The following is a 23,531-nucleotide window of genomic DNA, read 5'->3' on the forward strand; positions in this document are numbered from 1 at the left end:
CACCGGAAGTGGCGTTGTGCCAGAACACGATGGTGTTGTCATCAGCGGAATTGCTGCTACCGCACGCGCTCATACCAACCACAGCGGCCACAGCAAGTGCCGCTGCAGCTACGGACCTGAACTTCATTGTCTTCTCCTTTGTTCTGTATCGACCTGTTCATAACCAACAAGCGATTTACGAAAGTTTCGAAAATCATACATCACAACAATCGCCGACTTGATGATGTGACGCAGGCTCACCCGCAACTTCTCCGTTGTAAAAGCTCACCAACAGACCTCTTCAACCTTATCGAAAACTCGCTTCCTTATTTTCGATAACTCCATCATAGATTGAGATAATTTATCGGTCAAACGAAACATATCTCCATAACATAACCCGAAGGATGCTTGAAATTACAGCGTTTATAACATCATTGCACAACAACGGGCTTACTTTTGACTTTACGAAAGTTTCGAATATACTAGGTGTTATCTTTTTCTATCGATAAGGTGGACACTGATGACATCAACCGAACCACACCGAGCCAACGACGGCACAAAAGTCAAGCTTTCGGACATTGCCAAGCAGACTGGCTATTCTCTAGCCACGGTCTCCAAAGCGCTCAATGGCAAGGGCGATATCTCGGAGACCGCCAGACAGGCCATCGACAAGGTGCTTAAGGAAAGCGGATACGTCCGCCGAGTATCTCCAACCCGCAGACAACGAACCATTGAGGTGGTGTTCAAGGATTTCGAAACCATCTGGGCCTTGGAGGTGCTGCGCGGCATCATTCGCGAAGCCAAGCCACACGACATCAACGTCATGGTGGCGGAAAGCGGCGACCGGCAGCATCCGGACCCTTCATGGATCGAGGGCATCATCGAGCGTCAACCCATCGGCGCGATTCTGGTGTTCTCCAACCTGACCGACAGGGAGCGTGGGATGTTCCAGTCCTACAACATCCCGTTCGTCGTCTTCGACCCTTCAGGCAACCCCGCTCTGGACGACCTTTCCGTGCAGGCGGACAACTGGATGGGTGGCGTGATTGCCACCCGCCATCTGCTGGAGCTTGGCCACAAACGCATCGGCATCATCACCGGTCCGGATGAGATGCTGTGCTCTCGGGCGCGTCTTGACGGTTATTCCGCGGCGCTGGCCGAGCGCGGCATCCCCAGCTCTCCCGAGCTCATTGCGGAGGGCGACTTCACCACTCCAGGAGGATATGAAGGCGCAAAGGCCTTATTGGAAGACGAACGCAACCGCCCCACCGCCATTTTCGCCGGCAGCGACCTGCAAGCCATGGGCGTGTATGAGGCGGCGCGGCAATTGAAAATCCGTATCCCGGAAGATTTGTCAGTTATCGGATTTGACGATATTCAGACCGCCGCATACATGGGTCCCGCCCTCACCACCGTACGTCAGCCATTGCAGGATATGGCATCCACCGCCGCCCGCATGATCATCGATACCACAGAGAGACGCAAAATCCAAAAACGTGTGATTCTGTCCACCTCGCTTGTGGTGCGCGACAGTACACAACGGTTGGCGCGGGCCAAGGACCAATAATCCCGGTGTCTAATCATCCCGGGACACCAACGATACCCCCCAAACGCATTTCGGTACAAGTCGCGGTAGGTCAAGCCCCTAATCATCCATCGACCATTCTGTCAGTGGGACGTAGCCCTCATCCGTGGCTTTTGACGCATGCGGGGACAGAAAATCATGTCCCCATTGTGTCTAATCGGTCTTTATTGAGAACGAGGACAAGAAGGCTTGCCCCCATTACTGCATTAAACGATTCACACTCATATCGGGGCAAACAGCTGCCTTATCAAATCATTGAAGTTACGCCATTCTGCGGAAGCGGCATGCTGAGCTTCCCATATCAGGCTTGTCCCGATTGAACAAAAATGCCCAAATCCTGGTATGGGGGCAAGGATTATTGTCTCCCCATCAGATTCAAACCCTTACCGGTTGGATCGGGGCAACTGCCCACCCCGTCACTCGTCGTCCTCGCCATAAAACCGGAAAACCCGCTTGGACACTGCGCCCAAGCGGGTTTTCCGGTGGAAGGAAAGGAGAAGGAGTTAGAAGAACGGTAATGCTACGCGGACGCTGGGCAACGATGCCGCACATCCGCGCTATTCAGTTATCTGTTCAGTTATTCATCGGGCTTGCAAGACGGCGACAGCCGCCGCAACCCCTAGACCTACAATGGCCGACCTACAACGACCGCACGAAACCGGCCAGATGGTAGCAGCCACGCCTGCGACGGTTTGCGACCTCATACATCCGAGGACCGCATCCCGCCAAAGGCTGATTGGCGGTAGGACGTCAATCAAATGAATAATCAAACAACCGACCAGCTCAGCCAGAGCGGTCCGCGCGTGGGTAAGGGACGTCACGCACGCGCGAACCATTCGACCGCAAGCCGACCGATGAACAATCGGCTGGTGACGGATGGACAGATATCAGCCCATCCGTCATCAGCCAATCATCAATCAACGATCAGCCATCACCTAGTCAATCGGCCAATCGAAAAGACCTAAGGTCACTCGACCTCGGCCAGAGCGTCCACGATGTAGTTGTTGATCGTGGCTTTGACGGACTCGAGGTGGTCGGACTTGGTGGCGGCGATGAGCTCGGACTGCGGCTTGTCAAGGCTGTAGGCCTCGAGGTCGGCCAGCGTGACGTTGCCCTCGTCGATGTCCTTGCCGATGCCGGAGTCGTAGGAGCTGTAGCGCTCTTCCATGAGATCCTGGATGAAGTGATCCTGGTTCATCTTGTCGGCGACCAGCAGGCCGGCGGCGTAGGAGTCCATGCCGGCGACGTGCGAACGGAACAGGTCCTCGGCGTAGAAGGAGGTACGACGCGGCTTGGCGTCGAAGTTCAGACCACCGCGCGGGCCGATTGAGCCGGCCTGCAGGACCTCCCACATCACGGCCACGGTCTCGTAGAGGTCGGTCGGGAACTCATCCATGTCCCAGCCGATGAGCTTGTCACCCTGGTTGGCGTCGAGGGAGCCAAGGAAGCCGTTCTCGCGGGCCACGCGAATCTCGTGCTGGTAGGTGTGGCCGGCCAGGTTGGCGTGGTTGCCCTCGAGGTTCAGCTTGAAGACATCGGTCAGGTCGTGGCTGCGCAGGAACTCGATGGCGGTGGCGGCATCGAAGTCGTACTGGTGCAGCGTCGGCTCCTTCGGCTTCGGCTCGATCAGGAACTGGGCGTCAAAGCCGATTTCCTTGGCGTAGTCGGCGCACATGTGGAAGAACTTGGCGATGTGGTCGGTCTCGCGCTTCATCTCGGTGTTCCACAGGTTCTCGTAGCCCTCACGGCCGCCCCAGAACACGTAGTTCTCAGCACCCAGACGCTTGCCGATCTCGAGGCTCTTCTTGAGCTGGCCACCGGCGTAGGCGTAGATGTCGGCGAACGGGGAGGTGGCGGCGCCGGACACGAAGCGCGGGTTGGTGAACAGGGAGGAGGTGTTCCACAGCAGCTTGACGCCGGTGGCCTTCATGTTCTCCTCGATCTTGTCAACGACCTTGTCGAGGTTGGCGTTGGTCTCGCGCAGAGTGTCGCCCTCGGGGGCGATGTCGCGGTCATGGAAGCAGAAGTACTCGACGCCGAGCTTGGTGAACAGCTCGAAGGCGTAGTCGACCTTGGCCAGAGCCTGATCCATCGGATCGGTGTACTTGTAGTACGGACGGTGCGCAGTGCCGGTGCCGAACGGATCAACCAGCTCCTGGTTGAAGGTGTGCCACCAAGCGACGCCGAAACGCAGCCAGTCCTTCATCTTCTTACCGGCAACAACCTTGTCGGCATCGTAGTAGTGGAAGGCCAGGCCCTCCTTCGGTCCCTTGGCGCGACCGACATACTCGACCTTGTCAACATCCCACAGACCCATTTGGGTGCTCCTTTGCTGTAGTGGTTCAACGGATTACGGCATTAATAATAAAACCATTGAACTATGTTTGTCAAACGATTGAATTAATAGTTTGAGCGACGGCGTGTCACCAATGATTCCAACGGTTTTTGCTGATCACCACTGGCATCGAGCAACGTGCCTCAACGATTAACACGGGTAGTTTCGCTCCGTTACGCCACAATCGGCATGACTCGGAACCTCGGATTCGAGCCGGTCGGGTTTCCTCTAAGGAAATCCCAGACCACATCCCATCCTCAAGACACAGCCAGGGCGGGAAAAGCCGCGATTCCACGTCCGAATCAATACGGAGACCCGGACGACGGAACCAACTGATGACGGACCAGACGGACGACGGATCTGTCCGCCGACGCGACAAACCTGCCCGCCGGCGTTTTAGCAAGTTGGCCTCCTGAGCGGCGTTTCCGGCTCTTCCGATTTTGGCGCGTAAGGGCCATGCGTTTTCATTGCTTAGTTTTCATTGCTTAGGCACATTCGACATTTCTGCGGGAAAAGCACCGCTCAACCCGCCGAACAAACATTGAAGCAATGCACCGCCGACGCGACGGCCGCTCCACCCGCCTCATCCAATCCGGCCTCCCCCATCGCCGACTTGGTTCCACCATCGAATCTATAGAACCGATATAGCGAGCACCTCAATAGAGCACCCCATCACACGATTGCGGTATCACCCGCACCCCGCGACGCCCGGCCCGCCGGTCCCCTATTCCGGCAGGCCGCCCGCGAAGCGTCCCCCACACTGCGACGGCGGGTCGTGACAAGGCCCGCACCAGCCCGGCTGCCGGCATCCGGCGGCAAACCGAATCATCGCACCACAGGTTCGGACTACGCCCGGATAGGGCAGTTCGGCTTTCCATATTCGGAAAAGTCAGCGCCGAATCACCATCGGAACTGTCGGCGCAGATTGACCGCAACGACCTCACAACAACGAATCGTCAAGCGTTGGCCGGCGGATGTTCCTTCCGCCGTGCCACTCACTGTACGGCAATACTGCCAACGTTTGCAACTCCTGTGATTCGATTGGTGGATAAGTGGAAAACCGCATGATTCCGAGGATGCGAAATGTGGATAACTCATTCGGCCGATGGTGGACAACCCTGCTTACAGGACGGTTGTCCACCGTCGGCCAGACCGGTTATCCACCGTCTCGCATCTCGGTCATCCTCACTCGGCGTGTCGCGGTAGGTGCCGAGCCATGCAGTCTCCAGACTCAAGTGATCCATCTCACCAATGATTGAGGATTCCGGCTCCTTTTTCCCCAGACGGCTTCGATGTCGGCCACCATTAGAGAGAGACTATTGGGGAGGGTTCAGTCACGGTGATGACTGCGGGCCAGCCCCTTCATCAGAGGACCTTACCACTCGGATAATTGCAAGATATCCCACCAGTGACCAATCTCAGCAATTATTGAGGACTCTAACCTTTTCTCTTCCCAGCCAGTCTTGCTGCCAGTCCATCCTGCAATTATGGACACGCTCTACGTGCGGCCCGCTGGCTCGCCTGTCGGCTCGCACATCGCCTACAAACAGCTCCGCTGTTTGCTTCACCGCAACTTCTGCCAAAAGTGACCAAGAAGCCAGCGACGGCATACGCGGCACCGTTGTGCCTCACCGTTACGCATCAGATGATGATGCCGTTGCAGTGGTCGACCTCATGCTGGATGATTTCGGCGGTGAAGCCAGTGAAGGTCGCGTGGCGAGCACGGAAACGCCGGTCTTGGTAATCGACCTCGATACGGCGGTATCGCATAGCGCGACGCTCACCGGTCAGCGACAGGCACCCCTCCTCGGTCTCGTACGCGCCATCGGCACCAGTGATGACGGGATTGAACATCACGGTGATACGGCCGCCAAGGTCCTCGTCCACGAACGCGATGATGCGCTTGCCCACGCCGATCATGTTCGCGGCCATGCCCACACAACGCGAACGGTTGGCCTCCAGCGTGTCGACCAGATCCTGTGCCGTGATTTCATCGCCGGGAACAGCATCCTCAGACGGCGTGCGGAGGAAGGATCGTGAAGTCATGATGGGTCGTTGCATTTTGGTTGACGCTCCTGTGATAACAAAAAAGGCTTCCGAATCATCGGAAGCCTTGACGGGCGACCCCGGCCGGACTTGAACCGGTGACCTCCGCCGTGACAGGGCGGCGCTCTAACCAACTGAGCTACGGGGCCGTGTGGTACTCACTCTCGTGAGGCACGAGTGGATATATTACATGACCACGGGAGCAAATCGCAACTCGGCGTGTCGTAGGATATGACCGCGGAACGAAACCCCAAACGGGACGAAACGTAAGTTTCACACGACATAGTGTTACGTTTCGTTCCACTTTGACACTCCAAAACGGGACGAAACATAACATGGCCTCGTCGCTGACTTACGTTTCGTCCCATATTGAAAGGCGTCGCGGAGGCGCAGGACCTATCGACCCACCCACGGGCTCATATCCAACGTCACCCTCGATCACCTTCGCCACACGGGACTCAGGTAATCCGAAATCGCGACCCATCACAGCTAGAGCGCCCGCCACGGATGCGCTGCAATGACAGTTGCAACTGTTGCGCCGGCAGGGGGATGGGTGTCCACCGCGGATGCGCTGCAATGACAGCGTTTGCTTGCCATTTGGTAACTAAGGCACATCCAATGTGAGCGCTCTCATTATGACAACAGCGCGCAAACCATGACCAAATTCCATCAAAACATGCGTCAAATACGCCGTAACGTCTCCAGCAACCGTTATCATTCCAGTGTTTGCAGCGCACTAAGACAATCAAAGGAGAGGCCATGACCACGCTCGCCATCGATATCGGAGGAACCAAAATCGCCGCCGCCGTGTGCGATGAAAACGATGCCATTGTCCAGCGCTGGCGTGTTCCCACGCCGATGGACGCCAATGCCATCAACCAGCACATCGCCGAAATCTACCGCGAGGCCATAGCCTCCGGTCACACCGACATCCAAGCCATCGGCATCTCCGCGGCCGGCAACGTGGGCGCGGACCGCAAGACGCTCACCTTCGCCGCCAACATCCCCGCCTGGATCAATTACGATCTGTCCGAGCATGTGGGCGCGCTCATCGACCACGCCGTTCCGGTCGTCGTGGAGAACGACGCGAACTGCGCCGGTTGGGGCGAATACGTGCATGGCGCCGGTCAGGGCAGCTCCAACATGGTGGCACTGACCGTGGGCACTGGCCTTGGCGGCGCTATCGTCATCGAGGGACGCCTGTTCCGCGGCTCCTTCGGCATGGCCGCCGAGCTGGGCCACCTGCCGATGGTCCCGGACGGCGACACCTGCGGCTGCGGCCTTCGCGGTTGCGCCGAGCGTTACACGTCCGGCAGCGCGCTGGAGCACTTCGCCAAGGCGGCGGTGCGCCGCCGTCCGCAGGATGCCGGCCGCCTGCTCGAATTGTGCGGCGGCGACGTGACCAAGCTCGAAGGCCCGATGGTCTCCCAGGCCGCCCAGGAGGGCGACGTACTGGGCCTGTACGCCTTCAACAAGATCGGCGAATGGCTGGGCCGCACGATGGCCGCCGTTGCCGCGGCGCTCGACCCCGATCTGTTTGTGATCGGCGGCGGCGTGGTGGCCGTGGGCGACATCCTGCTCGAGCCGGCCCGCTACAACTACCAGCGATTCCTTGAGGGCAGCGCATACCGCGGCCATGCCAAGATCGTGGCCGCGACGGCCGGTCAGGACGCCGGTCTGATCGGTGCGGCGAACCTCGCGCTGCGCTAGGCCTCCTGAAGGCGGGTGCATTTCAGGAAACGGATGTACCGGTGCCTCTGGCTCCCGGACATCCCGGACATCCCCGCATCGCCCTGTATATACGAAAGTGGCCCGGAACCTTCCATAACGGAACGGTTCCGGGCCACTTTCGTATATATGACGTTCACGACGTGTCACGGCTCGGTATCGGCAAGCCATCGGCGCCGAAAGACAACGGCCTACCAATCAGTCAATCAGCCGATCAGCCGACAAGATGACCAGCTGACCAACCGAATCTGACACGTATCAAACCGAACAATCACGGCTCAGCACTGGTGGACCGCCGCTCCGAAAGCGACAATCCACCAATCAGACCGAGCGTGTCAAGCCAGCCGCATCAGACCAGCGGCTGATCGTCGCCGTCGGGCTGACCACCCTGATCGCTGTAGAAGTCGTCGGGGTTGAAGTCGTCGCCGAGCTTCAGATCGCCGAACTCGAGGTTCGAGAAGTTCAGGTCGGACAGGTCGGCATCGGAGAAGCTTGCGTCGCCAAGGTCGCCATCGCCACCCAGACCGAAGTTCGGGTAGATGGTGTCGCGGATGGCCTTGTCGGGCTCGACCACGGCGTTGCGGTAGCGGGCGAGGCCCGTACCGGCCGGAATGAGCTTACCGATGATGACGTTCTCCTTGAGGCCCTTGAGGTCGTCGACCTTCTCGGAGAGAGCGGCTTCGGTGAGCACGCGCGTGGTCTCCTGGAAGGACGCGGCGGACAGCCAGGAATCCGTGGCCAGCGAGGCCTTGGTGATGCCCATCAGCGCCGGACGGCCCACGGCGGGCTTGCCGCCGTTCTTGACCGTGTTGCGGTTGATCTCGCGGAAGCGGGCGTTGTCCACCAGCTCGCCCGGCAGCAGATCGGTGTCGCCGGAGTCGATGATGGTCACGCGACGGGTCATCTGGTGCACGATGACCTCGATGTGCTTGTCGTGGATATCCACGCCCTGGGAGCGGTACACGGTGTGCACCTCTTCCACGATGTTCACCTGGGCGGCGCGCTTGCCGAGGATGGTGAGGATCTTCTTCGGATCCACGGAACCCTCGACCAGCTGGGTACCGACCTTGATGTGATCGCCGTCGGCCACCTTGAGCGGCACGCGCTTGGAGACCTGGTAGGTGATCGGCTTGATGATGCCCTCTTCCTTCGGGGCGCCGGAATCGGCGTCCGGGCTCAGGATGATCTGGCGGCCGCGATCGTTCTCCATAATCTTGATGGTGCCGGCGAACTCGGTGATCGGGGCCTCGCCCTTAGGCGTACGAGCCTCGAAAAGCTCGGTGACACGGGGAAGACCCTGGGTGATATCGGAAGCCGCGGCGACACCACCGGAGTGGAAGGAACGCAGCGTCAGCTGGGTACCAGGCTCGCCGATGGACTGGGCGGCCACGATACCGACGGTCTCGCCGACGTCCACAAGCTTGTTGGTGGCCAGCGACCAGCCGTAGCACTTGGCGCACACGCCGCGCTTGGACTCGCAAGTCAGCACGGAACGGCACTTGACCTCTTCGACGCCGTGGGCCACAAGGTCGTTGAGCACGTCCATGGACAGGGCGTCGCCGCGCTTGTACAGCACGGTCTGGCCATCGGCCGGGTCGATGACGTCGGAGGCGAGCAGACGGGAGTACGGGCCACCGTCGGCGGCCTTGACGAGCACGAGGTTGCCGTCGTTGTCACGATCGGCCACACGAATCATCAGGCCCTGCTTGGTGCCGCAGTCCTCCTCGCGCACGATCACGTCCTGGGAGACGTCCACCAGACGACGGGTCAGGTAGCCGGACTCTGCGGTACGCAGTGCGGTATCGGCCAGACCCTTACGCGCACCGTGCTGGGAGATGAAGTACTCCAGCACGGACAGGCCGTCGCGGTAGTTGGACTTCACAGGACGCGGAATGATCTCGCCCTTCGGGTTGGCCACGAGGCCACGCATGCCTGCGATCTGGTTGATCTGCATCATGTTGCCTCGTGCACCGGACTGCACGATGATGGCCAGGTTGGAGGTCGGATCGAACTTGTCCTCGACCTCCTTGGACACCTCGGCGGTGCACTCGGTCCACAGGTCGATGAGCTCCTGGCGGCGGGCCTCCTCGGTCAACAGACCCATCTCGTAGTTGGCGTTGACCTTGTCGGCCTTGGCCTCGTACTCGGCGATCTTCTGGTCGCGCTCCGGCGGCTCGTTCACGTCGGAGAACGCGAAGGACACGCCGGACCACGGGGCGCGGGTGAAGCCGAGATCCTTGAGGGCATCCAGCGTGGCGGCCACCTGCTGGGTGGAGTAACGCATGGCGATGTCATCGACGATCTTGGACAGGCGGCCCTTGGCGACCTGCTCGTTGACAAACGGGTAGTCAGTGGGCAGGGTCTCGTTGAACAGGATGCGGCCGTACGAGGTGGCGAACAGGACGGTGCCGTCGTGCAGACGCTCCTCCTTGGCCACGTCGGTCTCGCCCTCGCGCGGGTCGAGCACCTTGACCTCGCCCGGCTCCCAGTTCTTCGGCAGGGTGAAGTCCTCGGGCAGACGGATGAGCACCTTGGCCTGCATGTCGATCTCGTGGCGGTCGAGGGCCATCTCGGCCTCCTCCAGCGAGGAGAACACGCGGCCCTGGCCCTTGGCGCCCTCAATGACGGTGGACAGGTAGTACAGACCGAGAATCATGTCCTGGCTCGGCATGGTCACGGTGTGGCCATCGGCCGGCTTCAGGATGTTGTCGGAGGCCATCATCAGCGAGCGGGCCTCGGCCTGGGCCTCGGCGGACAGCGGCAGGTGGACTGCCATCTGGTCGCCATCGAAGTCGGCGTTGAAGGCGGCGCAGGCCAGCGGCGGCAGGTGGATGGCCTTGCCCTCCACCAGGATCGGCTCGAAGGCCTGAATGCCCAGACGGTGCAGCGTAGGTGCACGGTTGAGGAGCACCGGATGCTCGGAGATGACCTCCTCGAGCACGCCATACACCTCGGTGTCGCCACGGTCGACCATGCGCTTGGCGCTCTTCATGTTCTGCGCGTAGTTCATGTCCACCAGACGCTTGATGACGAACGGCTTGAACAGCTCGAGGGCCATCGGCTTGGGCAGACCGCACTGGTGCATGCGCAGGGACGGGCCGACCACGATCACGGAACGGCCGGAGTAGTCGACTCGCTTACCGAGCAGGTTCTGACGGAAGCGGCCCTGCTTGCCCTTGAGCATGTCGGACAGGGACTTGAGCGGGCGGTTGGAGGCGCCGGTGACCGGACGGCCGCGACGGCCGTTGTCGAACAGGGAGTCGACGGCCTCCTGGAGCATGCGCTTCTCGTTGTTGAGCATGATCTCCGGGGCGCCGAGCTCGATGAGGCGCTTCAGACGGTTGTTGCGGTTGATCACGCGACGGTACAGGTCGTTGAGGTCGGAGGTCGCGAAACGGCCACCGTCCAGCTGGACCATCGGGCGCAGATCCGGCGGGATGACCGGAATCACGTCGAGCACCATGGCCTCCGGCTTGTTGCCGGTGGTCAGGAAGGCGTTGACGACCTTGAGGCGCTTCAGGGCCTTGGTCTTACGCTGCTCGGAAGCGTCCTTGATCTCCTCGCGGAGCTCCTTGGAGATGGACTCGAGATCGAGGGACTGCAGGCGCTTCTTGATGGCCTCGGCACCCATGCAGCCGTCGAAGTAGTCGCCGTAGCGGTCCTGCATCTCACGCCACAGGTCCACGTCGTCGACCATGTCGCCGGGCTTGAGCTTCTTGAACTTGTCGAAGACGGCATCCACACGGGCGATCTGGTCGTTGTAGCGGGTGCGGATGGCGGTCATGTCGCGCTCGGCGCCGTTGCGCAGCTTGGCGCGAGCCGGGCCCTTGGCCTCGCCGGTCTCCTCAAGGGCGGCGAGATCCTCCTCGACCTTCTTGGCGCGGGCTTCGATATCGGCGTCACGACGCTGCTCGAGACGCTTGATCTCGGAATCGAACTCGTCCTGCAGGCCGGGCATATCGTTGTGACGGGTCTCGTCATCCACCTCGGTGACCATGTAGGAGGCGAAGTAGATCACGCGCTCCAGATCCTTCGGGGTGACGTTGAGCAGGTAGCCCAGACGGCTCGGCACGCCCTTGAAGAACCAGATGTGGGTCACGGGGGCGGCCAGCTCGATGTGGCCCATGCGCTCACGACGCACGCGGGAGCGGGTCACCTCGACGCCGCATCGCTCGCAGACGATGCCCTTGAAGCGCACACGCTTGTACTTGCCGCAGGCGCACTCCCAGTCACGGGTCGGGCCGAAGATCTGCTCGCCGAACAGACCGTCCTTCTCGGGCTTGAGGGTGCGGTAATTGATGGTTTCAGGCTTCTTGACCTCGCCGTGGCTCCAGCCGCGGATGTCTTCGGTGGTGGCCAGGCCGATGCGAAGCTTGTCAAATGCGTTGACGTCCAGCACTTGTTAATCCGTTTCTTGTTTGAAAGGTTTGTTCACGTTCGCGTGGGTTCCACGCCGGGTGGGAGCCGGACCGCCGGGCCGACGCGCCGCCGATCCTTTAATCAAAGGAATCGGCGGACGGCGTCGGCCTTCGGCGGTCGGCCCGTGGAATCACTGGTACTCGGGCTCTTCGGCCTTCTGGTCTTCCTTGGCGGCCGCGTCCGGGCGGGCGCCGATGTTGAAGCCGAGGTCGTCGGTGGAGCTCGCCGGATCGTCCTCTTCGTCCTTCATGTCGATGGCCACGCCCTCGGCGTTGAGCACCTCGACGTTCAGGGACAGGGACTGCATTTCCTTCAGCAGCACCTTGAAGGACTCCGGGATGCCGGCCGGCGGCAGGTTGTCGCCCTTCACGATGGCGCCGTAGACGCGCACGCGGCCGTCGACGTCATCGGACTTGGTGGTCATCATCTCGTGCAGCGTGTAGGCGGCGCCGTAGGCCTCAAGGGCCCACACCTCCATCTCGCCGAAGCGCTGGCCACCGAACTGGGCCTTACCACCGAGCGGCTGCTGGGTGATCATCGAGTACGGGCCGGTGGAACGGGCGTGGATCTTGTCGTCCACGAGGTGGTGGAGCTTCAGCATGTACATGTAGCCCACGGAGATCGGCTTGGTGTACGGCTCGCCGGTACGGCCGTCGAACAGCGTGGCCTTGCCGTCGGGGCCGACCAGACGATCGCCGTCGCGGTTCGGCAGCGTGGTGGACAGCAGGCCCTTGAGGACCTCCGGCTTGACGCCGTCGAACACCGGGGTGGCCACCGGGGTGTTCGGCTCGGCCTTCTCGGCGCCGTTCGGCACAAGCTTCTTCCACTCGGCCTCCATGTTCGGGTCGAGGGAGATGTCCCAACCGGAATGGGCGATCCAGCCCAAGTGCAGCTCGAGCACCTGGCCCAGGTTCATTCGGGAAGGCACGCCCAGCGGGTTGAGCATGATGTCCACCGGGGTACCGTCGGCGAGGAACGGCATGTCCTCCTCCGGCAGGATGCGGGAGATGCAGCCCTTGTTGCCGTGACGACCGGAAAGCTTGTCGCCCACCGTGATCTTGCGGTGCTGGGCGATGTACACGCGAATCATCTGGTTGACGCCGTTGGGCAGCTCGTCGCCGTCCTCCTCGGCATCCTCGCGGGTGATCTCCTTGACGCCGATGACCGTACCGGTCTCGCCGTGGGGCACGCGCAGCGAGGTGTCGCGCACCTCGCGGGACTTCTCGCCGAAGATGGCGCGCAGCAGACGCTCCTCCGGGGTCAGCTCGGTCTCGCCCTTCGGGGTGACCTTGCCGACCAGGATGTCGCCGGCCTCGACCTCGGCGCCGATGCGGATGATGCCGCGCTCGTCCAGGTTGGCCACCGCGTCCTCACCGACGTTCGGCAGGTCGCGGGTGATCTCCTCGGCGCCCAGCTTGGTCTCGCGGGCGTCGATCTCGTACTCCTCGATGTGGATGGAGGACAGGGTGTCGTCCTGCACGAGGCGCTGGGAGATGATCACGGCGTCCTCGTAGTTGTAGCCGTTCCACGGCATGAAGGCGATGAGCAGGTTCTTGCCCAGGGCCAGGTCGCCGTTCTGGATGGCGGGGCCGTCGGCCAGCACGGAACCGGCCTCGACGCGCTCGCCGTCGTGGATGATCGGGCGCTGGTTGTAGCAGGTGGTCTGGTTGGAGCGCTGGAACTTGGCCAGCTTGTAGGAGCTGGTGGTGCCGTCGTCGTTCATCACGCGAATCAGGTCGGCGGACACGTAGGTGACCACGCCGTCCTTGTCGGCCTTGATGACGTCGCCGGAGTCGTTGGCGGCACGCCATTCGGAGCCGGTGCCCACCAGCGGGCGCTCGGACTCGATCAGCGGCACGGCCTGACGCTGCATATTGGTACCCATCAGTGCACGGTGGCCCTCATCGTGCTCGAGGAACGGAATGAGGGAGGCGCCGAGCGAGACCATCTGACGCGGTGAGACATCCATATAGTCCACGGAGCTCACCGGCACATCGACGGCCTCCTCCTCGCCCACTCGGGCAAGGGCGGACTTCTGCACGAAGTTGCCGTTCTCGTCCAGCTCCTGGTTGGCCTGGGCGATGACGTGGTCCAAATCGCGGTCGGCGGTCATGTACTCGACCTCGTCGGTCACATGGCCGTTGACGACCTTGCGGTACGGGGTCTCGATGAAGCCGAACGGGTTCACGCGGCCGAAGGTGGCCAGCGAGCCGATCAGACCGATGTTCGGGCCTTCAGGGGACTCGATCGGGCACATACGGCCGAAGTGGGACGGGTGCACGTCGCGCACCTCCATGGAGGCGCGGTCGCGGGACAGACCACCGGGGCCCAGGGCGGAGAGACGACGCTTGTTCGTCACACCGGAGAGCGGGTTGTTCTGGTCCATGAACTGGGAGAGCTGGGAGGTGCCGAAGAATTCCTTGATGGTGGCGTTCACCGGACGGATGTTGATCAGGGACTGCGGGGTGATGGCCTCGGCGTCCTGCGTGGTCATGCGTTCGCGCACCACGCGCTCCATGCGGGACAGGCCCGTGCGCAGCTGGTTCTGGATCAGCTCGCCGACCTGACGGATACGACGGTTGCCGAAGTGATCGATATCGTCCACGTCCACGCGCAGGTCGACGTCCTGGCCGTCACGCTTGCCCGGGAAGGTCTGGGCGCCGTCGTGCAGGGCCACCAGGTACTTGATGGTGGCGATGATGTCCTCGCGGTGCAGGGAGCGGTCGTTGAAGTCGGCGGCCAGACCCAGCTTGCGGTTGATCTTGTAGCGGCCCACGCGAGCCAGATCGTAACGCTTGGTGTTGAAGTAGAAGGAGTCGAGCAGGTTCTTGCCGGCCTCCGGGGTCGGGGTGTCGGCCGGGCGGATCTTGCGGTACAGATCCACCAGGGCCTCTTCCTGGGTCTCCAGGGTCTCGCGGTCCAGGGCGTCGAGCACCAGCGGGTAATCCTTGAAGGACTCGCGGATCTCGGGCTTGGTCATGCCGATGGCCATGAGGAAGACGATGGCGGACTGCTTGCGCTTGCGGTCCACGCGCACCTGCGGCTGGTCCTTCTTGTCGATCTCGAACTCAAGCCATGCGCCACGGCTCGGGATGATCTTCGCGCCGAAGACCTCCTTGTCGGAGGTGCGGTCCTGCTGACGGTCGAAGTACACGCCCGGGGAACGCACGAGCTGGGAGACGATGACACGCTCGGTGCCGCCGATGATGAAGGTACCGTGCGGGGTCTGCAGCGGGAAGTCGCCCATGAACACGGTCTGGGACTTGATCTCGCCGGTGTCGCCGTTCTCGAACTCGGCGTTCACGTACAGCGGCGCGGAGTAGGTGTAATCCTTCTCCTTGCACTCCTGGACCGTGTGACGCGGCTCCTCGAAGTACGGGTCCGAGAAGGTCAGGGACATGGTCTGGGCGAAGTTCTCGATCGGGGAGATCTCGTTGAAGACCTCGTCGAGGCCGGAGACGTGGGGCACGGTGTTGGTGCCGTTCTCCTCATCCTGCGCCACGCGCGCTTTCCAGCGCTCGTTGCCGATCAGCCAGTCGAAGCTGTCGGTCTGCACGCCCAGCAGGTAGGGCACATCGATGGGTTCCTTGATGGAACCGAAGTTCACGCGATCCGACGCCTTGTGCAGGTCGATGTCATGCTGGTCGGCGCGTGCGGTGATGGTGGTGGTGTTCGTCGTAGCTGTGTTAGCCAATGGACGTTCCTTATCGCTCGCTTAGATTGAGTAATTCCCCTGGGAGCGCCGGCATGGCCACCATATGCCTATGCGGACGCTTCATTGTCGGTGGCATGCCCGCAATATGACACACCGTATGCAAAATCTTAAATCTAGCAGTATGGAAGGACAACCGGACATTGCCTCAGGGTTGCCGTCAAGCGCCGCCACGGCACGATGCGTGCACGGTGCGGCACAATGCCACTGCGATGCCGCACGATGCCGCACGATGCCGCACCGGCCGTCATCTACTGGACGGTGTGGAGTCGCGTCCGGCGCGGCATGCCGAAGCCCCGCAGGCCCCGGCGTCTACTGGACGGTGAACACCAACGGCTCGCTCTTCACCTTCGGGGCGTCCTTCAGGCTCAGCTGCGCCACATATGTGCCGGCGTTGACCCTGGGCCATGTCGATTCGTCGGTGCACTCGGTGAGCGTGGCGTTCGCATCGGCGTTCCACGTAATCTGCTGGACGTCCTTGTCGCCCTTGGCCATGAGCAGCATGCGCGAATCCGCAGGGCATACGTCCGACTTGTAGATGGTCTCGTTGCCGGAAGTGATGGTGAGCACGCGCCCCTCATCGGAGCCGTCCACCAAGCAACTGTCGGTGCCCTCATGCACGATGGTCGCGGTGAATTCCATGCTGCCGCCCACCGCCGCGGACTGGTACTTCGAGGAGAGCTGCAACGACAGGTTCTTGGCCGAGCAGTCCTTCACACTGCTGGTCTTTCTGGGCGTGGGCACCGAGTCGCGGGAGACCGCATACACCTCGTCATGGTGAATCGCGGTGTTGATGGCACCGATGCCGCGGCCGAGGCTGTAGACGCAGAACGAAATGAGCGCAAGCACCAGCAACAGCGCCACGCCCACCACGATACGGCGGCGGCGATAGATGGCCTGCTGCTTCTTGCTGATCTTGCGCTTCCTGGGTTTACCGGCCTTACCAGCTTTGCCGACCCTGCGCTTGTTCACCTGAGCCATAACAACTTCCCAGTCTAGCTAGCGCGGCAGCCGCAACGCTCCGTCCTGCGTCATCTCGACAAGACCGTCATCGTCAAGACTGGCGATGCACGAGGCGAGCTGCACCTGGTCCTTCCACAGTTTCTCGGCATCGACCCGAGCGAGCGTGGCCCCTGCGGGCAGACCGCGCAATGCGGCCAATACCAGTCCGCGCACCTGCCGATCCGTGCCTTGGAACCGTTGGCGCGGGCGGGTGCGCCGTTCCCCCAGTCCGGGGCGGCCGGCCTTGAGGAACGCACAGTCGCCAGCCACCGGGCAGGCATCGCATAACGGCGATTTCGCCGTACACACCACCGCCCCCAGTTCCATCACCGACTGGTTCCACATGACCGACCGGCGTGCGGTGTCACTATTGCCGGATTCGTCATCCCGTCCCGTGCGGCGGCCGACGATACCGCTTCCCTTATTACCGGCCACGGCATTCCCGGTTCCACACCGCGTCACGGCGGGCCCGTCATCCACGGAATCCACAGAATCCACGGGCAGCATACGGTTGGCGAGCGCGCGTTCGGCCGGGCTTGCCGCTCCCCCGCGTGACTCGACGCCGAGGAACACGCGGCTCAGCACGCGACGGATATTGGTGTCGATCACGGCGATGCGCTTGCCGAACGCGAAGCTCATCACGGCGGATGCGGTGTAGTCTCCTATGCCGGGCAGGCCGGTCAACTCGTCGTAGGTGCGTGGAAGTTCGTCGGCGTAATCAGCGGAAACGACGCGCGCGCATTCCTGCAATCGCAGGGCGCGGCGCGGATAGCCAAGCCGCCCCCACGCGGTGATTACCTCGGCTTTGGGCGCGGCGGCGAGCGCACGAGCGTCGGGCCAGCGGGCCATCCAATCGGTCCAGTAGGGCACCACGCGGCTCATCTGCGTCTGCTGACTCATCACTTCGGAGACAAGCACACCCCACGGGGTCGCCCGTCCGAAACGCCACGGCAGGTCGCGCGCGTTGGCCTCCCACCACGCCGCGAGCCTGAGGCGGATGCGCTCGGCATGCGGCGATGCCGAGCCCGAGGCGCCGGTGCCGGTCATATCGCAGACGCCGGCTCTTCCACCGACCGACGCATCGGCGGCACCGACAACCACATCGATGTCACCAAGCATCCGGACGCTCCCAGTGGAACCGACGCATCCGGCAGCACTGGTATCCACCGCACCGGCGTCATCAGTCACGTCCGTGTCCCTCGTCATGAACATGCCCTCCCCCTGCGATGTCCCTCATGCCCCGCGGCGCCTTGCAATGCCGTGCGTCCGACCAACCAGCCATCGTGGTTCCTTGCCGGCGCCCGGACGGGAGCGAAGCCACATCGTGTCGTTCATCGTTCTTATTCTTAGCAGCTATGACGAACGAGGCAGAAGTGAACCCGCACATCCCCGCATCCGAGGGCGCCCAGACCGTTTCGGCGCAGGTGGCCGACTCGGCGGTCGGCCCGGCCGCCGACCCCGAAGCCAAAGTCGAGAAGATGTTCGAATACGGCTACCGCAAGTCCAATTATGGGCCGGACGAGCTGGTGACCGATGCGCACGGCAACCCGATCTCGGTGGTGGACGCGATGCTGTCGGCTGAGAAGGCCGCAGCCGCCGAGACCGTCACACCGCATCTGTGCTACTACTCGCCGCGCATCCCCGGCAATACCGGCTCGGCGATCCGCCTGTGCGCAGTGACCGGCACGATCCTGCATCTGGTGGAGCCGCTCGGTTTTAATCTGCGCGACACCAAGCTGCGCCGCGCCGGGCTCGACTATCACGACATGGCGCATGTGGTGCTGCACCCGAACTTTGAGAATCTGGTGGAGTCGATGCCCAATTCGCGCATCATCGCGTTCACCGCGCATGCCACCAAGTTGTACACCGACATCGAATACCGTCCGACCGACATCCTGCTGTTCGGGCCGGAGCCCGGTGACATCCCGGACCCGATGGACATCATGGCCGGCCCGCATGTGGCCGAGCAGGTGAGGCTCCCGATGCGCCCGTCGCTTCGTTCGCTGAATCTCACCAACTGCGCGTCCATCGCCATCTACGAGGCATGGCGACAGCTGGGGTTCGCTGGCGGCCGGTGAGGGAAGCCGTCACCATTCCCATTCCGCTTACTTGATTCCCGGCCTTTCCGCATGGACTGCGGTCTGTCGCCCCACCGGTCCGCTCCCTCCATCCCCCCATTCCCGTCCCAACGGACCGGAGGGTTAGGAAAGAACCCCGTCAGCACCGGGCAGATTGCGGAACCATGAAATTGGGAGAAGCGGCCACATCGACCGCATCCTCCTCCGTACACCCGTGCGCAACGGCCTTCGCAGCCCTATCTGCCTTGCGAGGGGTACATTTTCACTTCCGCGGACAGCTATCTGCTTTGCAAGGGGTACTTCAACGAGAAAACCACGGGTATGGGCGTTGATATTGCAACGTTCATACCCGTGGTTTTCGTATATGGGTACCCCTTGCAAAGCGGATAGCTGTCCGCAAGTGGCAAGAAGTACCCCTTGCAACGCAGATACCCCGACGACTCAGTTCTTGAAGCTGTGGATCGGAGCCGGGATGCGGCCGCCGCGGGTCACGAAGGCCTCGCAGCTGGTCTGATTGACCGGCATGATGGGGGCGTATCCCATAAGACCGCCGAAGTTGGCCATATCGCCCACGCCCTTGCCGTAGACGGGAATCACGCGCACGGCCGTGGTCTTCTGGTTGACCATGCCGATGGCCGCCTCGTCCGCGATGAGGCCGGAGATGGTGGCGGCGGACGTGTCGCCGGGGATGGCGATCATGTCGAGGCCCACCGAGCACACGCAGGTCATCGCCTCAAGCTTTTCGATGGTGAGGCATCCGGAGGACGCCGCGTCGATCATGTTCTTGTCCTCGGAGACGGGAATGAACGCGCCGGACAGGCCACCCACGTAGGAGGACGCCATGATGCCGCCCTTCTTGACCTGATCGTTGAGCATGGCGAGTGCCGCAGTAGTGCCGGGGGCGCCGACCTGCTCCAGACCGATCTTCTCGAGCACCTCGCCCACCGAGTCGCCTACGGCGGGGGTCGGGGCAAGCGACAGGTCGATGATGCCGAACGGCACGCCGAGCCTGCGCGACGCCTCCTGGGCGACGAGCTGACCGACACGGGTGATCTTGAAGGCGGTGCGCTTGATGGTCTCGCACAGGAACTCGAAGTCCTTGCCCTTGGCCGCGTCGAGCGCGCGGGAGACCACGCCCGGGCCGGACACGCCGACGTTGATCACGGCGTCGCCCTCGGTCACGCCGTGGAAGCCGCCCGCCATGAACGGGTTGTCGTCCGGAACGTTGCAGAAGGCCACGAACTTGACGCAACCGTAGGAGTCGTTGTCGCGCGTGTTGTAGGCGATGTCCTTGATGATGCGGCCCAGCAGCTCGACGGCGTTCATGTCGATGCCGGTCTTGGTGGAGCCCACGTTGACCGACGAGCAAACGATGTCGGTCTCGGCGAGCGCCTGCGGCAGCGACTCGATGAGCAGCTTCTCGGCCGGGGTCATGGCTTTGGAGACGAGCGCGGAGTAGCCGCCGATGAGGTCCACACCGACCTCCTTGGCGACGCGGTCCAGCGCGTGCGCGATCTTGACGAAATCCTCGCTGGTCTTGCAGGAGCTCGCGCCGACCAATGAAATCGGGGTGACGGTGATGCGCTTGTTGACGATCGGGATGCCGTAGTCGCGTTCGATGGACTGGCCGGTGGAGACGAGGTCCTTGGCGTACGTGGTGATTTTGCGGTAGATGTTGTCGCAGGTCTCGTCCACGGTGGACGCCGCGCAGTCAAGCAGCGAGATGCCCATCGTGATGGTGCGGACGTCGAGCTTCTCTTGCTCGATCATCTGATTGGTCTCGTGGACCTCCATGATGTTCAGCATGGTGTGTTCCTTAGGTTCTATTGCCCTGCATCGGAAAACTCATTGACGAATCGACTGCCCCTCAGGCCCGCTTCGCGGCCCGGTTCCTCTGACAAGGGGAAACATGGCATCATCAACGAACTTACGACGCGGCATACTATCCATGTGTTGGTGGCGACAAGGCTGGTTCCGTCGGTGGAAAGCACACCGGGCTTTCCGCTTCCTCGCGTGAACCAGCCTGGCCAGCGGGCTGGTTCAGATGCGGTGCATCTTGGTGAAGATCTCCTCACGCTGGCAACGGATGCGCACGCCGATGTCGTCGCCGAGATCCTCGAGGTTGCCCACCATGGCGCTGAATTCCTTGTCCGCATTGGAGTAGTCGACGATCATCATCATGTTGAAGAAGCCGTCGATGATGGTCTGCGAAATGTCGAGCACGTTGACGTGGTGATTGGACAGGTACGTGCACACGCGCGCGATGATGCCGACGGTATCCTGGCCGACGACGGTGATGATGGCCTTGTTCATGGCTCTCCTGATTCAGGTTGAAGACGAAAAAACGGGTGTTTCCAGTATAGGGAAACACCCGTTGCGAACACCCGGAATGTCCATGCCGTAGCATGGTCCATTCAGCGCTGATTACAGGGAATCATGGGAAATCGGGAAGCACCTGCCGAGGGGCGCGCGGCGCGTCACGCGGCCAGTTTCTCGATATCGACGTGCACCGGCACCAGCTTCGGCTCATCCGTATGCTCCGAAAGCAGGAACGAGAACAGCAGGGCCACCGCCACCAGCGCCAGACCGAACAGGTACCCGTACCGGGAGCCGTCCACGAAGCCCTGGGCCGGGTTGTCGCCGCCCGCCGCGACATACCGCATCTGGCCAAGGCCGAGCAGGCATGTGGCCACAGCCGTGGCGATGGCGCCGCACACCTGCTGCATGGTGTTCATGATCGTGCTGCCGTCCGCCGCCATGTGCATGGGCAGCGATTTCAGCGCCGCCGACTGCGCGGACTGCTGGATGAACGGGATGCCGACCATCACGATGACGTGCGCGGCGATGAACAGCGCAATCGTCGAATCCGTGCCGATGGCGAAGAACATCGCGCCACCGATCACGGTCATCGCCACGCCGAACCACACCAGTCGTTTCGCGCCATGACGGTCGAACAGACGCCCGGCCATCAGCGTGCAGATCGCGTTGACGACGCCGCCGGGCAGCATGAGCAGACCGGCGACGGTGGAGCTCAGCCCAAGACCGCGCTGGAGTTCCTGGGGCACCAAGTACATGAACGCCAACGTGCAGGCGAACGAGCAGCTGACCATGATGGCCGGAACGCGGAACGCCGCGATGCCCAACGCGTGCAGATCAAGCAACGGCGATGCGATCGTCAGCTGACGGCGCGCGTAGAACGCCAACACCAGCACACCAACGACGAGCAGACCGATCACGACCGGCGAGAAGCCCATGTCGCTGATCAGGCTCACGCCGGCGACGAGGCATCCGAAGCCGACGGCGGACGCGATGACGGACAGCACATCGACGGACGGCCGCGTGCGTTCGATCGGCGTGATGAAGAACAGCGCCGTGCACACGATTGCGATGACGGCGACCACGGCGAACAGTGCGAAAATCGCGCGCCACGACAGGGCGCCGATGAGCGCTCCGGCGATGGTGGGACCGATGACCGGAGCGAACATGATCACCAGACCGGCGACGCCGTTGGCCGCGCCGATCTTATGCGGCGGGAATACGCGCATGATGGCCGCATACATGGTGGGCAGCACGATGCCGGTGCTAATGCCCTGGGCGATACGGCCGGCGAGCAGGATCGGGAAGGTCGGGGCAAAGGTGCATACGATTGCACCGATCAGGAAGCAGGTGAGCGCGAACAGCGCCAGCGTCTTGGCCTTGACCCACTTCAGCAGGAATCCCACGCACGGCAGCACCACGCCGATGGCGAGCATGTAGCCGACGACCATCCACTGCACCGTGCCGGACGAGACGCCGAAATCGGTCATCAGGTCGGGCAGGGTGATGTTCATGGATGTCTCCGAAAGCATGCCCAGGAACACGCTGATGTACAGGCCGAGCATGACCTTGTGCGGATGGTCGATGTGATGCGGCCTGTCCGGCACGAACGACGCATCGATCAATTGATTCTTACGTACGGTTGTCTTATCGACGGACAACTGAAATACCTCTCTCATGTGCGCTTGTGTCGCCACCGGCGGCTGGCCATGGCTCACGCCGGGCCGGGCCCGCGGAGCATGCCGCGGCCCGAACCGTTGCGTGGCGTCTTTGGCTGAAGCCGAACACCCCTAACGTCCGGGTCTCGGTCGGCAACAAAAAATCGCATGCCTTCAGGCGGAAAACGCCAAAGGCATGCGATTATCAAGTCACGGGGTACCGTAATACGATTTTCGATTTTTCGTAAGTCGGGCCGCGCGTGTCGCGGGGTGGATGGAGTTGACTTGCGGGATTTCCTTAGGACTCCCTTCTCACCTTGCTTCGCTGACGACTCCCCTCCGTCAGCTTCGCTGACAGCTCCCCTCATAGAGGGGAGCCAAGCCGATATTTGGTCACGCTTCGCGTGCCGAACCGTCAAATGGGCAGTCCAGTGGGACTGCCCGTAGGTGAGATGCCGCGACCGCAGTCCTGCAATTAAGGACGGCCTACGGCCGACTCAATGCCACCTCGACTCGCCTATCGGCTTGTCTCGGCCGCGGTCGTTGGACAGTCCACTGGACTGTCCAACGCGCCGTCGGCTCTTGTCACGCTTCGCGTGCCAAACCGTCAAACGGACAGTCCAGTGGACTGCCCGTAGGTGAGATGCCGCGACCGCAGTCCTGCAATTAAGGA

At 62.0% G+C, this 23,531-nt stretch carries 12 protein-coding genes and 1 tRNA gene; 3 read left to right on the forward strand and 10 right to left on the reverse strand.

What is annotated here, in order from left to right; translation table 11 throughout:
- Nucleotides 1-499: 499 nt before the first annotated feature.
- Nucleotides 500-1,546 carry a LacI family DNA-binding transcriptional regulator gene (locus BG22_RS05615; protein WP_140493977.1) on the forward strand — a complete coding sequence of 349 codons (1,047 nt, stop codon included), beginning with the start codon at nucleotides 500-502 and terminating at the stop codon, nucleotides 1,544-1,546.
- Nucleotides 1,547-2,531: 985 nt separating this feature from the next.
- On the opposite strand, the gene xylA is transcribed toward BG22_RS05615, so the two are convergent.
- The 3 genes from xylA to BG22_RS05630 form a co-directional block, all read right to left on the reverse strand.
- Nucleotides 2,532-3,881: a xylose isomerase gene (gene xylA / locus BG22_RS05620; protein WP_094666943.1), complete on the reverse strand. Its 1,350-nt coding sequence runs from the start codon at nucleotides 3,879-3,881 to the stop codon at nucleotides 2,532-2,534.
- A gap of 1,659 nt (nucleotides 3,882-5,540) precedes the next feature.
- Nucleotides 5,541-5,960, reverse strand: coding sequence for a peptide deformylase (locus BG22_RS05625; protein WP_140493980.1), 420 nt, complete (start codon nucleotides 5,958-5,960; stop codon nucleotides 5,541-5,543).
- Between the two features lie 60 nt (nucleotides 5,961-6,020).
- Nucleotides 6,021-6,094, reverse strand: a tRNA-Asp gene (locus tag BG22_RS05630).
- A 610-nt stretch (nucleotides 6,095-6,704) separates the two neighbouring features.
- Here BG22_RS05630 and BG22_RS05635 point away from each other — a divergent pair.
- The gene (locus BG22_RS05635) at nucleotides 6,705-7,655 is read left to right on the forward strand and encodes an ROK family glucokinase (RefSeq protein WP_140493981.1); all 951 of its coding nucleotides are present in this window, start codon (nucleotides 6,705-6,707) and stop codon (nucleotides 7,653-7,655) included.
- Between the two features lie 367 nt (nucleotides 7,656-8,022).
- On the opposite strand, the gene BG22_RS05640 is transcribed toward BG22_RS05635, so the two are convergent.
- From BG22_RS05640 to BG22_RS05655, 4 genes are all read right to left on the reverse strand, one after another.
- Entirely contained in the window at nucleotides 8,023-12,072 is a 4,050-nt protein-coding gene (locus BG22_RS05640; RefSeq protein ID WP_140493983.1) for a DNA-directed RNA polymerase subunit beta', read from the reverse strand.
- A gap of 150 nt (nucleotides 12,073-12,222) precedes the next feature.
- Entirely contained in the window at nucleotides 12,223-15,786 is a 3,564-nt protein-coding gene (locus BG22_RS05645; RefSeq protein WP_094666947.1) for a DNA-directed RNA polymerase subunit beta, read from the reverse strand.
- 330 nt (nucleotides 15,787-16,116) lie between these two features.
- The gene (locus BG22_RS05650) at nucleotides 16,117-16,785 is read right to left on the reverse strand and encodes a hypothetical protein (protein WP_258186227.1); all 669 of its coding nucleotides are present in this window, start codon (nucleotides 16,783-16,785) and stop codon (nucleotides 16,117-16,119) included.
- An 18-nt stretch (nucleotides 16,786-16,803) separates the two neighbouring features.
- Complete coding sequence (locus tag BG22_RS05655) at nucleotides 16,804-17,853, reverse strand: A/G-specific adenine glycosylase (RefSeq protein ID WP_094667063.1); 1,050 nt, start codon at nucleotides 17,851-17,853, stop codon at nucleotides 16,804-16,806.
- A gap of 308 nt (nucleotides 17,854-18,161) precedes the next feature.
- Between BG22_RS05655 and BG22_RS05660 the strand changes: the two genes are divergently transcribed.
- Nucleotides 18,162-18,884, forward strand: a complete 723-nt coding sequence (locus tag BG22_RS05660; protein ID WP_375137702.1) for a tRNA (cytidine(34)-2'-O)-methyltransferase — start codon at nucleotides 18,162-18,164, stop codon at nucleotides 18,882-18,884.
- Between the two features lie 441 nt (nucleotides 18,885-19,325).
- Here the strand turns inward: BG22_RS05660 and BG22_RS05665 are convergent, their stop codons facing one another.
- The 3 genes from BG22_RS05665 to BG22_RS05675 form a co-directional block, all read right to left on the reverse strand.
- Nucleotides 19,326-20,690: a PFL family protein gene (locus BG22_RS05665; RefSeq protein ID WP_094666948.1), complete on the reverse strand. Its 1,365-nt coding sequence runs from the start codon at nucleotides 20,688-20,690 to the stop codon at nucleotides 19,326-19,328.
- Nucleotides 20,691-20,924: 234 nt separating this feature from the next.
- On the reverse strand, nucleotides 20,925-21,197 hold the full coding sequence (locus tag BG22_RS05670) for an ACT domain-containing protein (RefSeq protein WP_094666949.1): 273 nt from the start codon (nucleotides 21,195-21,197) through the stop codon (nucleotides 20,925-20,927).
- Nucleotides 21,198-21,361: 164 nt separating this feature from the next.
- Nucleotides 21,362-22,879 (reverse strand): DHA2 family efflux MFS transporter permease subunit, encoded by a 1,518-nt coding sequence (locus BG22_RS05675; protein ID WP_094666950.1) that lies wholly within the window; start codon nucleotides 22,877-22,879, stop codon nucleotides 21,362-21,364.
- Between the last annotated feature and the right edge of the window lie 652 nt (nucleotides 22,880-23,531).

Origin of the sequence: Bifidobacterium sp. UTBIF-78, assembly GCF_006408945.1 — a bacterium.
In the GTDB taxonomy this organism is placed as follows: Bacteria; Actinomycetota; Actinomycetes; order Actinomycetales; family Bifidobacteriaceae; genus Bifidobacterium; species Bifidobacterium myosotis.

Coding starts and splice junctions, on each gene's coding strand:
- BG22_RS05670 (WP_094666949.1), bottom strand. CDS start 21,197: ATGAACAAGGCCATCATCACCGTCGTCGGCCAGGATACCGTCGGCATC.
- BG22_RS05660 (WP_375137702.1), top strand. CDS start 18,162: ATGACGAACGAGGCAGAAGTGAACCCGCACATCCCCGCATCCGAGGGC.
- BG22_RS05665 (WP_094666948.1), bottom strand. CDS start 20,690: ATGCTGAACATCATGGAGGTCCACGAGACCAATCAGATGATCGAGCAA.
- xylA (WP_094666943.1), bottom strand. CDS start 3,881: ATGGGTCTGTGGGATGTTGACAAGGTCGAGTATGTCGGTCGCGCCAAG.
- BG22_RS05675 (WP_094666950.1), bottom strand. CDS start 22,879: ATGAGAGAGGTATTTCAGTTGTCCGTCGATAAGACAACCGTACGTAAG.
- BG22_RS05650 (WP_258186227.1), bottom strand. CDS start 16,785: ATGGCTCAGGTGAACAAGCGCAGGGTCGGCAAAGCTGGTAAGGCCGGT.
- BG22_RS05625 (WP_140493980.1), bottom strand. CDS start 5,960: ATGCAACGACCCATCATGACTTCACGATCCTTCCTCCGCACGCCGTCT.
- BG22_RS05655 (WP_094667063.1), bottom strand. CDS start 17,853: ATGACCGGCACCGGCGCCTCGGGCTCGGCATCGCCGCATGCCGAGCGC.
- BG22_RS05615 (WP_140493977.1), top strand. CDS start 500: ATGACATCAACCGAACCACACCGAGCCAACGACGGCACAAAAGTCAAG.
- BG22_RS05635 (WP_140493981.1), top strand. CDS start 6,705: ATGACCACGCTCGCCATCGATATCGGAGGAACCAAAATCGCCGCCGCC.